Consider the following 12,885-nt stretch of genomic DNA (forward strand, 5'->3'; position numbering starts at 1 on the left):
CCCGCATGTCCTTCACTTCCCTCGGTCTCTCCGAGGCCCTATCCCGCGCAGTAACCGACGCGGGTTATGTTAACCCGACCCCCGTTCAACAACGGGCAATTCCTGCCGTACTGCAGGGCCGCGACCTCATGGTGGCTGCCCAGACCGGTACCGGCAAGACTGGCGGCTTCGCCCTGCCCGTTTTGGAGCGTTTATTTCCGAACGGACAGCCTGATGGTCGCAAACCGGGCCCACGTCAACCTCGCGTACTGGTGCTCACGCCCACCCGCGAACTGGCAGCTCAGGTTCACGACAGTTTCAAGCTCTACGCCCGTGACCTGCCCATGCGCAGCGCCTGTGTATTCGGTGGCGTTGGCCTGAAACCACAAGTCACAGCCATTGCCAGAGGCCTCGATGTTCTGGTGGCCTGCCCAGGCCGTTTGCTGGACCTGGCTGGACAGGGCAGCGTTGACTTGTCAGCTATAGAGATTCTGGTACTGGACGAAGCGGACCGCATGCTCGACATGGGCTTCATCCATGACGTCAAGCGTGTTCTCGCCCTGTTGCCCAAGGAACGGCAGAACCTGCTCTTCTCAGCGACGTTCTCCAAAGACATTACCGACCTGGCTGACAAGCTGCTGCGTAATCCGGAGCGCATTCAAGTCACTCCCCCAAACACGACGGTGGAGCGGATCGAACAGCGCGTATTCCGCATTCCAGCAGCGCAGAAGCGCGCATTGCTGGCTCACCTGATCACGCTGGGCGCCTGGGAGCAGGTGCTGGTATTTACCCGTACCAAGCATGGCGCCAACCGTCTGGCCGAGTACCTGAACAAGCATGGCCTACCGGCTGCCCCCATTCATGGCAACAAGAGCCAGAATGCGCGTACTAAAGCCCTGGCTGATTTCAAGGACAACAATATTCGCGTACTGGTAGCGACTGACATCGCCGCCCGTGGTCTGGATATCGATCAGCTACCGCACGTGGTCAACTTCGAGTTGCCCAACGTCGAAGAGGATTATGTACACCGTATTGGTCGTACAGGCCGCGCCGGCCGTAGCGGCGAAGCCATTTCCCTGGTAGCTCCAGACGAGGAAAAGCTGCTCAAGTCCATCGAGCGCCTGACCAAACAAGCGATTCCAGAAGGCGATATGCAGGGCTTCGACCCGACTACCATACCGCCGGAAAAGACTGAAGCACGTGAGCCTCGCGAATCACGCGAGCCAAGAGAAGCTCGCGGTCAGCGTCAGCCTCGACCGCCTCGCAAGAAACACCCACGTGAAACGCGCGAGGCAGCTGTAGAAAACGAGGCGGTAGCAGCAGTTGCCGCGGAAGCTACTGAACAGTCGACTTCTGAACAGCCTACCTCCCGCCCACCTCGTCGGGGACGCCAGCCTCAGCAGGTTCGTGGCAAAGGCAAGCCGCGCCAGGAGCGGGACAACAGTGAGCGATCCCAGCCGCAAGCTACACCTACTCCCCGCCCAGACAGAAATCGTGATCCTGAAGTATTTCTGGATGATGAGGTGGATAACTTCGGCAATCGGGTCGATTACGTCAGCCCTTATCAAAACAAGAACAAAGGCCGAACCGGTGGCCCACGTCGCCCGGGGCAGGGACAACCGGCCCGAGCCCATACGCCGGGCGCACCTGCCCAGAACCGCCCGCCTCGTAATAAGCAAGGCCAGGGAGCACAGCCCCAGGGTGCGCAAGCACCAGGTCCGAACAAGCGTCGTAAGCCGGGCGCCGGTGGCCCTCAGCGGCCTCGCCAGGATAACCGTCCTTATGTACCACGCGAGCCACGTGAATCCCGTTCGCCTCTGATGGAGGAGCGTGCACCCAGCAAGCCCCAGCCTAAAATCATGCACAAGCCGTCCCGTGCAGATCGTCTGCTGACACCAGAACAACTGGACTCGCTGAACGTACGACCCAAGACGGAAAAGCCTGCTCTGCTGACACGTAACCGTTCGGCCGACGCTGACGCTGACGCCTGATAAGCCTCCCCTCAACGGCTGGCCGTTGAGGGGAGACCTTATTGCAAGCGGAGACAAAAAAGCCGACTCCCTGGAGTCGGCTTTTTCATGACCTGATAGCTTTACTGTTTAGGTTGGTTAACTGGCGTTAACTCAGTCGTTTCGAGCCATCCGCCTCCAAGGGCCTTGTACAACGTTACAGTACTAACCAGTTGATTAAGCCGGTCCGTCAGCAACTGCTCCTGAGCTGTGTACAACGAACGCTGTGCGTCGAGCACCGTCAGATAGTCATCGATGCCTTGGCGATAACGCTTGTCAGCCAGGTCATAGTATTCCTGGCTAGCCTTTACCAGATCACGCTGGGCCTGTAACTGATCGTCATACGTACCCTGTGCGGCTAGAGCATCAGATACCTCACGGAAAGCCGTCTGGATAGTACCTTCATAAGCTGCCACATTGATATCCTTCTGGATCTTAGCGGCATCCAGGCTGGCTTTGAGACTGCCTGCGGTAAAGATCGGAATATTGATGCTCGGCGCAAAGGTCCAGTAGCCTGAGTGAGGCTCGAACAATCCTGACAATTCACTGCTTCCCGTACCACCCTGTGCTGTCAGGCTGATGCTTGGAAAGAATGCAGCGCGGGCCGCACCAATATTCGCATTGGCAGCCTTGAGATTGAGTTCGGCCTGGAGAATATCCGGACGGCGTTGCAGCAAGTTGGATGGTAAGCCTGCCGGCAGCGGTGCGAGCAGATCCGAATCGTTCAGATCCTTATCCTTTGCCAGGTCGCTAGGCAAGGGAGCTCCCAACAGCAGAGTTAGAGCATTGCGGTCCTGCGCTTCCTGACGGGTATATTGCGCCAGATTGGCACGTGCCCCTTCCAGCGCGGTCCGCGCCTGACGCAAATCCAGGCCACTGCCTGCGCCGTGCTCCAGCAGGCTTCGAGTCAGGTCATAAGAGCGCTGATAGGCCTGCAGGGTATCGCGTGTCAGCTGCAGCATGTGCTGATCGGTCAGCCATGTGAAATAGGCATTGGCCACCTCCGAGATCAAGGTGATTTGCGTGCTGCGCTGCGCCTCGGCCGTCGCGAAGTAAGACTGCAACGCCTGCTCACTCAAGCTCCTCAAACGCCCAAACAGGTCAAGCTCGTAAGAGGTGACTCCAAGCGTAACTGTGTACTGACTCCCAATAGAGCCACTCGAAGAGCTCTGCCCCGTCAGGATTTGCTGAATCGCCGACATAGTACTCATATCGGCCGGTGTGCGCGATCGCGTACCGTTACCGTTTACGCCGATCTGTGGAAACAGATCAGCCCGCTGGATACGGTACTGCGCTTGATACAACTGCACATTAAGCGCTGCCTGCCGCAGATCACGGTTGTTTTCAAGCGCAATCTGGATCAGTTGCTGCAGGCGTCGGTCGTTATAGAACTCTCGCCAGCCGATGTCGGCCGTGAGTTTCGACGAGGTGGTGCTGGGGTTGCCCTCATAGGCTTTGCCTTGCGGCCAGGTATTCTCGATTGGAGCGGCAGGCCGCTCGTAATCGGGTATTAGCGAACAGCCTGAGAGCAACGCGGCACCGATACCAAGGGAAATAAGCGACTTCTTCATGATGCTCAATGTCCTTTTCCGGTACCCGATTCCTGCTCGCGGGTCTTGGCATCCTTGAACAGGCTGCTGACCACGACGTAGAACATCGGAATCCAGAAGATTGCTAGTACAGTGGCGCTCAACATGCCGCCCAGTACACCGGTACCAACGGCATGTTGACTGCCCGAGCTGGCACCATTGGAAATCACTAGGGGTAAAACCCCAAGCATAAAGGCCAGCGAGGTCATGATGATCGGGCGCAGACGCATCCGTGCCGCCTCTACCGCTGCCTCGACAATGTTCTTGCCGCCTTCATGCAGCTCCTTGGCGAATTCCACGATCAGAATGGCGTTCTTTGCTGACAGGCCAACCGTAGTCAACAAGCCTACCTGGAAGAACACATCGTTAGACAAGCCGCGGAAGTAGGTAGCCAGTAGCGCACCGATAACGCCCAGCGGCACGACGAGAATGACGGCGATCGGAATCGACCAGCTTTCGTATAGCGCTGCAAGACAAAGGAAAACCACAATCAGCGACAGGGCATAAAGCGCAGGCGCTTGCGAGCCCGACAAGCGCTCCTCATAAGAGATACCTGTCCAGGCAACACTAAAGCCTTGCGGCAACTGCCGGGCCATGTTCTCGATTTCGGTCATGGCATCGCCAGTACTATAGCCCGGCGCTGGGGAACCCTGGATTTCCACAGCCGAAACACCGTTGTAACGTTCCAGCTTGGGAGAGCCATAAACCCATTCACCTGTAGCAAAGGCCGAAACCGGAACCATTTCACCCTGACTGTTTCGCACATACCACTTGCCGAAATCCTCAGGATTCATGCGGGCATCGGCTTCACCCTGCACGTAGACACGCTTAACCCGGCCACGATCAATAAAGTCATTCACATAGCTGGAAGCCCAAGCGACTGACAAGGTCTGGTTGATATCACTTTGAGAAAGACCTAGAGCACGTGCCTTTTCATCATCGATAATCAGCTTGTACTGCGCCTCGTCATTCAGTCCGTTAGGGCGGGTTTGAACCAGCTTTGGATTCTGAGCAGCCATACCCAACAGCTGGTTACGTGCCTCCATTAAACGCTCATGGCCAAGGCCCGAGTTGTCTTGCAGATAAAAATCGAAGCCTGTCGCGTTACCTAACTCCAATACAGCTGGAGGAACGATCGCAAAGATCATGGCGTCTTTAATCTGGGACAAATAGCCCATTGCCCGCCCAGCTACAGCACTGGCGCGATCTTTGGCATCTGGTCGCTCACCCCAGGGCTTAAGTTGAACGAATGCTAGACCCGAACTCTGCCCGCGACCGGCAAAGCTGAAGCCATTGACAGTAAACATTGAGCTAACAGCCGAGCTTTCATTGCTCATGATCATTTCACGCATGCTATCTAGTGCTGCTTGCGTACGCTCCGCTGAGGATCCCGAGGGCGTGGTGACCTGCACGAAGATAACGCCTTGGTCCTCATCAGGCAGGAAGGAAGCAGGAATGCGTGTAAACATGAACACCATTCCCACCACAATCACAAGATAGAGCAGTAGGAACGGAACCTTATGGCGGATCACTACTGCAACGCTACGCTCGTAGCGATTCACGCCACTGTCGAACTTACGATTGAACCACCCGAAGAAGCCACGCTTTTGATGGTGATCTTTGCTAACCGGCTTGAGAATCGTTGCACACAAGGCTGGCGTCAGAATCAAGGCTACCAGCACCGACAAGGCCATCGCCGATACAATGGTAATCGAGAATTGGCGGTAAATAACTCCAGTAGAGCCGCCAAAGAAGGCCATTGGTACGAATACCGCTGACAGTACCAAAGCAATACCGACCAGAGCTCCTTGAATCTGATCCATGGACTTGCGAGTCGCTTCCTTGGGACTAAGCCCCTCCTCGGCCATTACCCGCTCGACGTTTTCCACTACAACGATGGCGTCATCCACCAGCAGACCGATCGCCAACACCATCCCGAACATAGTCAGAATATTGATGGTAAAACCGGCTGCCAGCAGGATGCCAAATGTTCCCAGGAGCACGACCGGAACGGCAATGGTAGGAATGATCGTGGCTCGGAAGTTCTGTAGGAACAGATACATCACAAGGAATACGAGCAGAATCGCCTCACCCAGTGTTTTTACCACTTCATGGATGGAGGCACTAACGACCGGACTGGTATCGTACGGATAAACCACTTCCATGCCGGCAGGCATAAAGGGCTTTAGCTGGTCAATGGTCTCGCGTACAGCTTTAGTAGTATCTAGCAGGTTAGCACCGGTTGCCAGTCGCAACGCCATACCAGAGGCAGGCCTCCCGTTGAACTGAGCATCGATTGAATAACTTTCACCACCTAGTTCGATTCGCGCAACATCACGAAGACGTACCTGCGAGCCATCTTGATTGACTTTTAAGAAGATATCGCCGAACTGTTCCGGTGTCTCCAGACGGGTACGGCCAATAATCGTTGCGGTAAGCTGCTGCCCTTTGACAGCGGGCAAGCCGCCCAAGGAGCCCGAGGCCAGCTGAACGTTCTGGGCCTCGATGGCATTAGTCACATCGACAGGCGTCAACTGATACTTAACCAGCTTGGACGGATCAAGCCAGATTCGCATGGCATATTGAGAGCCGAAAACCTGGAAGTCACCTACCCCACTAGTCCGTGCGATTGGGTCACGCATGTTAGAGACGATGTAGTTGGAGAGATCTTCACGGGTCAACGTGCCATCCGTAGCTACCAGGCCCACTACCAGCATGAAGTTACGCTGATACTTGGCCACTCGTAGCCCTTGCTGCTGCACTTCCTGCGGCAGGAGTGGAGTGGCTAGCTGCAGTTTGTTCTGTACTTGAACCTGGGCGATATCCGGATCTGTACCCTGGTTAAAGGTCACAATAATGCTCATGCTGCCGTCCGAGTTGGAATCGGACGATATATAGCGCAGGTTATCAATCCCATTCATCTGCTGTTCAATAACCTGAACAACAGTATCCTGCACCGTTTGTGCAGATGCTCCTGGATAAGACACCTGAATCGAAACAGCTGGCGCAGCAATATTTGGATATTGGTTAATAGGCAGGTTGAGAATAGCCAAGCCACCTGCGAGCATAATCACCAGGGCAAGTACCCAAGCAAAAATGGGCCGATCAATGAAAAATCGTGACATTTAAAACGGCTCCCTTATTGACGATCGCCAGCAGAATTACCTTGCTGTGCAGCCGTCCCGGGATTATCAGGGCTCACATTGGTAGCCGGCTTGGTTGTCACCTCGACCCCTGGACGAATTCTTTGCAGTCCTTCGGTAATCATGCGATCACCCTCCTTGAGGCCGTCACTGATAAGCCAGTTGCTGCCAACGGTGCGTTCGGTTTTGAGGACACGCAGCTCAACCTTATTGTCCTGATTGACCACCATGGCCACAGCGTTCCCTTTAATGTCATGCGAGACGCCTTGCTGAGGAGCCAGAATACCGGTTTGACGTACACCTTCCTGCAGCTGGGCGCGCACGAACATACCCGGCAAAAGTAACCGCTCGGGATTGGGGAATTCGGCACGAATCGTAACGGAGCCGGTGCCTTGATCGACCGATACTTCAGCAAACTGCAATTTTCCCGGGTATTGGTATTCGCTGCCATCCTCAAGCATCAGTTTGACCTGCGCAGTATCCTCGGCCACTCGCTTGATCAGCCCACTGTCGAGTTCACGTCGCAAGCGCAGCATTTCGGCGCTGGATTGAGTTACGTCCACATAGATAGGATCGAGCTGGTTGATTGTTGCCAGTGCTGTCGTCTGGCCCGCGCTTACAAGCGCGCCTTCGGTAACAATCGAACGGCTGATCCGGCCAGAAATCGGTGCAGTAACCTTGGTATAGGCTAGATTAATTTCGGCATTACGCAGATCCGCCCTGGCCATTTCGACCTGGGCCTCGTTCTGCTTGAGCGTGGCCTGGGCATCGTCGGCTTCCTGCTGGCTGATCGCCTCGTCCTTGACCAAGGCCGCATAGCGCTGCGCCTTCAAGCGGTTGGACGCTAGGGTAGACTGAGCCTGGGCCAAGGTGGCCTTGGCTGCGTTAACGCTGGCTTCGTAGGTACGCGGGTCAATCTGATAGAGCTGCTGCCCAGCCTTGACTTCCGAACCTTCCTTAAATAAGCGCTTCAACAAAATGCCGCTCACCTGCGGCCGTACCTCCGCGACCCGGAAGGCCGTAGTACGTCCTGGTAACTCGGTCGTAAGTGTTACAGGCTGCTCCTTGATCGTAACAACCCCCACCTCGATAGTCTGTGGTTGCTGTTGGGCTTGACCCTGCTGTTCTTCCTGCTTACCGCAGCCGATAAGCGTCAGGGTCGCCACTAATAGAGCAGAGACGACATGAGCATGCGCCGACTTGATGTGCATATCGGAGTCCTTGAACAAAACCAAACGAATAAGAGCTAGGCAACGCGACGCTTCGCGACCGCATTATTTCTGGCAGATAAATTGAATTCGCCAATATACTTACATACATGTTTGTTTGTAAACAGCTTTAGCTACCTTGTTTATATTCCGAACCTTCCTCACCACAACGTTACTTCTTAACAACACAGCACTCACTGTTACTGCCTACATAGGCAGCTTAAGGCAGACAATGGCTGGCCGGTCTCGTTTCCTCCTGAACTGCATCGAAATCAAGCCAGGGAAGGATTTACTCATATAAGACGTTAACAATATGGAATAAGTATGAATTTACGCGCATAAGTCATGGCCTCGTTTAGGCTGCATTTATTAAGCTCAAAAAAAACGCAGCCGAAGCTGCGCTTTTTTTCAGATCATCATTGCTTACTGGCGTACACCTTCCACCGACAGCATGAGTTCGACCTCCTGAGAGGCAGGGCCTAAATCGCGCTGAATGTTAAAGTCCTTGAGCTTAAGCTTGGTCGTACCTTCAAAACCGGCACGATAACCGCCCCATGGATCCTTACCCTGCCCCATTAGCGTAGCCTTGATGACTACAGGTTTGGTTACGCCATTCAAGGTCAGGTTACCTTCGATATCGGCTGTCTTGTCACCCGTCGAAGTGATTTTGGTGGACTCGAACGTAGCAGTCGGATGCGCCGATACATTCAGGAAATCCGCACTGCGCAGATGTTTGTCACGCTCAGCGTGATTGGTATCAACGCTATCGGTTTTAATTGTGACGCTAACCTTGTCAGCGGCAGGGTTCTTCTCGTCATACGTGAAGCGGCCGTCAAAGTCGTTGAACGTACCATACAGCCAGCTATAACCCAGGTGCTGGATACGGAATTGAATGAAGGCATGCTGGCCTTCCTTGTCAATCTTATAGTCCGCAGCCATGGCGTGGCCAGCAGATAACAGGGCACCGCCCAGTGCTAGTGCCGCGAATGTTTTCTTCAGCATTGCCTTTCTCTCCTGTTTAACGTGAGGGTTACGTTCGCGCACGACCCAACATTTTCAATAACGTAGTGTCGCGATCGATAAAGTGATGCTTGAGCGCAGCCAGCATGTGCAGCGCACTGAGTATGATTAGAGTCCAGGCAAGCCATAGATGTACAACGCCCGCCTGATCAGCTTGATCCCGCCATCCGTACAGCGTTGCCGGAACCTCAAACCAGCCGAAGACACTGATGGGCTGTCCTTCGGCTGTGGAAATAAGATATCCCGCTATCATTACGCCCAGCATGAGCGCATACAGAACAAAATGACCAACCTTGGCAACCCGTCGCGTTAGAACACTGCCTTCGACAGGCGGTGGAGCACTGACAAAACGCCAGACGATACGCAATATCAAGGTAATCAACAGCAAAATGCCGATTCCCTTGTGCAATTCGGGCGCACGGTGATACCACGGACTGTAATAATCCAACTCTCGCATCCATAAGCCCAGCCAGAACAAGGCGACGATAGCTATAGCCATGATCCAGTGTGTCACGACGCTAACCAAACCATAACGGTTCTTTTCGTTACGCCATCCCATGGGTACCACCCTTACTTTTTGCTTGCGGCAAGCCTAACTGTAAACGTATCGAATGAAAGCGGAAAAACTCGTTAGAATTAATCCAAATATTCGATGAAAAAAGAGGCTACCAAGAAGATGGCTGGTAAATGCTTGCAGGAGGTGGCATGAAGAGAGAGAAACCGCCTACTCAAACGTAGGCGGCTGAAACAATCAGTAAATCAGTTGCGCCAGAACAACAGGCGGGAAAAGAAGCCCTTTTTTTCACCATTAGCGTTGACTAGCGTTGGAATGGCCTCTGGTTTCTTACTTTCTGCCTGCTTATCCGGCACGCTCACTACTTTGCCAGCAGCCAAGTCAGTAATTTGTCTAGCCGCCCGCTGCCCACTGGCCAATGCTCCCTCAAGCGTACCGGGGTACAAGGCATCAGTATGCTCACCAGCAAAGACGATGCGCCCTTGAGGTTGCTCCCACACGCGCCAGAAGCGGCTGACTTGCCCAGGCCCATAGGCTAGGTAGGAACCACCTACACCAGGATCGGTACTGTAGCGACGTACCTCATAGCCGGAAAACGCACCACGCGCCTTGGGATAAAAAGTATTGAAGCGGATCAATACCTGATCGACCAACTGGCGATCGCTAAAGGCTTGCATGACGCGTGCATTGTCACCCGACAGGTTGATCAATACATTCGCCCCACCTTTTACGGCCGGTTCGATCCAAAGCATGCCCAGGCCCTGATCACTAAAGATCTCTCCAGAAAGCCGCGCCTTGCTGTCCCACACGGGCGTCTTGAACTTCAAGAGAATCTGGTCGCGCCATCCATAGTTGGTACCTTTGATGGCAGCTTTCCGGGCATCGCTCAGCTCAGGAGTCAACTGAATGTTGCCCAACGCACGCAACGGTACAGCCAACACAACATAGTCAGCGTGGTAGCCCGTAGGGCCAACCTTAACTGTCACGCCATCCTTGTCCTGAACAATGCCGGACACTTTTGCGTTGGTCTTGACCGTTTTGATCTCTTTGATAAAAGCCTTCGCCAGAACATTGCTACCGCCTGGCAGGCGCGCTGTCCGCAGGTCTGCATCGCTTACATTACGGTAGACCCTCATCTGTTGCGCCAGATAGAGCAACGACAGACGGGACGGCTCGTCATAGCGCGAGCGAATACGCTGATTGATCAGCTTACGGGCTAGCGGTGGCAAATTCTGCTTGTCCAGCCAAATCGCCACGTTCATCTGATCCAACGCAAACAGACTTTTAGAAGCCAACGGCTTGAGAGGATCGTCAATGGAAGCCGCCAACGCGTCCAGCGCCGTCTCGACCCGCTTGAGCGCAGCGCTTACATCCGGCATTTTCTTAGCCAGATCGTCGACCGAATAATAGTTACCCTCAATCAGATAACCCGGTTCGCGCACAAAGCTCGGTGCATCAATGGTCTTGATCTTGAAGGTATCGAGATAATTGTTTAAAGCCGGCTGCGCCTTGCCGTTACCAATCCACTCGCTGGTTGCCAATGCCGATCGTCCACCGGCGGAAGACTTAGCCTCCAGCAAGGTGACCTGCCATCCCGCTTTTTGCAATTCATAGGCCGAGGCTAAACCGGCCATGCCAGCGCCAATAACAATGGCTGACCGCTGATTTCCCTGAGCAGGTTTTTCTACGGCCTTCTCGACCGGCTTTTCTGTTTTACCCGCACCCAGCGTGGTAACGCTGAACATCCCACACACTGCAAGCGCTCCAACGCGCGCTAAACGTACCGACATCATCCAGACTCCTCAGCCCCAACGGCGGTGCGCAGCATACGCGAGCGAAGCGGCGTCCACTAGACACGCCTTGCTACCATTCGGAGCATTGGCATAGGCTTGCCACGCAATCGAATCTGGAGGGCCTACCATGAGCCTCAATGCCCAGTGGATGCAGCGCGACCTTAACGTGCTGTGGCATCCCTGCACCCAAATGAAAGACCACGAGCACCTGCCAGTCATCCCGATCAAATCCGGGCGTGGCGTGTGGCTGGAAGACTTCGACGGCAATCGCTACCTGGACGCCGTCAGCTCCTGGTGGGTCAACGTGTTTGGCCATGCGAATCCTCGGATCAACCAGCGTATCAAGGATCAGGTCGACCAGTTGGAGCATGTCATTCTGGCTGGCTTCAGCCATCAGCCGGTCATTGAACTGTCCGAACGACTGGTGCAGCTGACCCCGGCCGGGCTGGATCGCGTGTTTTATGCCGACAACGGTTCGTCCTGTATCGAAGTCGCCCTAAAAATGAGCTATCACTACTGGCTCAACTGCGGTCACCCGGAAAAGAAACGCTTTATCACCCTGACGAATAGCTATCACGGCGAAACGGTGGCGGCAATGTCGGTGGGTGATGTGGCCTTGTTCACCGAGACTTACAAATCGCTACTGCTGGATACCATTAAAGTCCCTAGCCCAGACTGCTATTTACGTCCTGATGGCGTGGATTGGGAAACCCATTCGCGTACGCTCTTCCAGCATATGGAACAGGCGCTGGCCGAGCATCATCAGGAAGTAGCCGCCGTTATCGTCGAACCGTTGATTCAAGGCGCTGGCGGCATGCGGATGTATCACCCGGTTTATCTAAAGCTGCTGCGTGAAGCGTGCGACCGCTACGGTGTACACTTGATCCACGACGAAATCGCCGTAGGATTCGGCCGGACCGGCACAATGTTCGCCTGCGAGCAGGCCGGAATCCGACCGGACTTCCTGTGTCTATCCAAGGCCCTGACGGGAGGTTACCTGCCGTTAGCGGCCTGCCTGACAACCAACAAGGTCTACCAGGCGTTTTATGACGAGTACGACACCCTACGCGCCTTCCTGCACTCGCACAGCTATACAGGCAACCCCTTGGCCTGTGCCGCCGCGCTCGCCACGCTGGACATTTTTGCCAAAGACAATGTGATTGAGGCTAACCGCGCACTGGCGACACGCATGCAACAGGCCACACAGCATCTGGTCGATCATCCGCACGTCGCGGAAGTACGCCAGACCGGCATGGCGCTGGCCATCGAGATGGTTCAAGACAAAGCAGGCAAGACGCCCTATCCCTGGCAGGAGCGCCGCGGACTCAAGGTCTTCCAGCATGGCCTGTCGCGCGGTGCCCTGCTCCGCCCCTTAGGCAACGTAGTCTATTTCCTTCCGCCCTATATCATCACACCGGAAGAGATCGATTTTTTGGCTGAAGTGGCGAGCGAAGGGATTGATCTGGCGACTCGTGATCAGGTCAGCGTGGCGGTGAGCTCACACCATCCAGACTTTCGCGATCCGGGCTAAAAGTTGAGCGTAATACGCTCCAAGCCTTTTCACCCCAATAAAAAGAAGCCCCGCCGAAGCGGGGTTTCTTTTTATTCAATCCTGACGACCTATCAAGGT

Annotated in this window: 8 protein-coding genes; 2 read left to right on the forward strand and 6 right to left on the reverse strand. The window is 54.7% G+C overall.

From position 1 onward, the window contains the following. Positions 1–5 precede the first annotated feature (5 nt). Complete coding sequence (gene rhlE2 / locus IQ22_RS08685; protein WP_145140768.1) at positions 6–1,970, forward strand: RNA helicase RhlE2; 1,965 nt, start codon at positions 6–8, stop codon at positions 1,968–1,970. Between the two features lie 101 nt (positions 1,971–2,071). Here the strand turns inward: rhlE2 and adeC are convergent, their stop codons facing one another. The 6 genes from adeC to IQ22_RS08715 all read right to left on the reverse strand — a co-directional run bounded on the left by adeC (position 2,072) and on the right by IQ22_RS08715 (position 11,252). Then, positions 2,072–3,559, reverse strand: a complete 1,488-nt coding sequence (gene adeC, locus IQ22_RS08690) for an AdeC/AdeK/OprM family multidrug efflux complex outer membrane factor (RefSeq protein WP_145140769.1) — start codon at positions 3,557–3,559, stop codon at positions 2,072–2,074. A gap of 5 nt (positions 3,560–3,564) precedes the next feature. Beyond that, the gene (locus IQ22_RS08695; RefSeq protein ID WP_145140770.1) at positions 3,565–6,702 is read right to left on the reverse strand and encodes an efflux RND transporter permease subunit; all 3,138 of its coding nucleotides are present in this window, start codon (positions 6,700–6,702) and stop codon (positions 3,565–3,567) included. A gap of 14 nt (positions 6,703–6,716) precedes the next feature. Continuing rightward, positions 6,717–7,931, reverse strand: coding sequence for an efflux RND transporter periplasmic adaptor subunit (locus tag IQ22_RS08700; RefSeq protein ID WP_145140771.1), 1,215 nt, complete (start codon positions 7,929–7,931; stop codon positions 6,717–6,719). A gap of 420 nt (positions 7,932–8,351) precedes the next feature. Continuing rightward, positions 8,352–8,930: a YceI family protein gene (locus tag IQ22_RS08705; RefSeq protein WP_145140772.1), complete on the reverse strand. Its 579-nt coding sequence runs from the start codon at positions 8,928–8,930 to the stop codon at positions 8,352–8,354. A gap of 28 nt (positions 8,931–8,958) precedes the next feature. Further along, positions 8,959–9,507 (reverse strand): cytochrome b, encoded by a 549-nt coding sequence (locus IQ22_RS08710; protein ID WP_145140773.1) that lies wholly within the window; start codon positions 9,505–9,507, stop codon positions 8,959–8,961. A gap of 200 nt (positions 9,508–9,707) precedes the next feature. Beyond that, positions 9,708–11,252: a flavin monoamine oxidase family protein gene (locus IQ22_RS08715; protein ID WP_145140774.1), complete on the reverse strand. Its 1,545-nt coding sequence runs from the start codon at positions 11,250–11,252 to the stop codon at positions 9,708–9,710. Positions 11,253–11,382: 130 nt separating this feature from the next. On the opposite strand from IQ22_RS08715, the gene IQ22_RS08720 reads away from it, so the two are divergent. After that, positions 11,383–12,786 (forward strand): adenosylmethionine--8-amino-7-oxononanoate transaminase, encoded by a 1,404-nt coding sequence (locus tag IQ22_RS08720; RefSeq protein ID WP_145140775.1) that lies wholly within the window; start codon positions 11,383–11,385, stop codon positions 12,784–12,786. The last annotated feature ends 99 nt before the right edge of the window (positions 12,787–12,885 follow it).

Origin of the sequence: Pseudomonas duriflava (assembly GCF_007830155.1) — a bacterium.
GTDB classification, from domain to species: Bacteria; Pseudomonadota; Gammaproteobacteria; order Pseudomonadales; family Pseudomonadaceae; genus Chryseomonas; species Chryseomonas duriflava.

Excerpts from the sequence above, each read along its gene's own strand:
- IQ22_RS08700 (WP_145140771.1), bottom strand. The coding sequence starts at position 7,931 with ATGCACATCAAGTCGGCGCATGCTCATGTCGTCTCTGCTCTATTAGTG.
- adeC (WP_145140769.1), bottom strand. The coding sequence starts at position 3,559 with ATGAAGAAGTCGCTTATTTCCCTTGGTATCGGTGCCGCGTTGCTCTCA.
- rhlE2 (WP_145140768.1), top strand. The coding sequence starts at position 6 with ATGTCCTTCACTTCCCTCGGTCTCTCCGAGGCCCTATCCCGCGCAGTA.
- IQ22_RS08710 (WP_145140773.1), bottom strand. The coding sequence starts at position 9,507 with ATGGGATGGCGTAACGAAAAGAACCGTTATGGTTTGGTTAGCGTCGTG.
- IQ22_RS08720 (WP_145140775.1), top strand. The coding sequence starts at position 11,383 with ATGAGCCTCAATGCCCAGTGGATGCAGCGCGACCTTAACGTGCTGTGG.
- IQ22_RS08715 (WP_145140774.1), bottom strand. The coding sequence starts at position 11,252 with ATGTCGGTACGTTTAGCGCGCGTTGGAGCGCTTGCAGTGTGTGGGATG.
- IQ22_RS08705 (WP_145140772.1), bottom strand. The coding sequence starts at position 8,930 with ATGCTGAAGAAAACATTCGCGGCACTAGCACTGGGCGGTGCCCTGTTA.
- IQ22_RS08695 (WP_145140770.1), bottom strand. The coding sequence starts at position 6,702 with ATGTCACGATTTTTCATTGATCGGCCCATTTTTGCTTGGGTACTTGCC.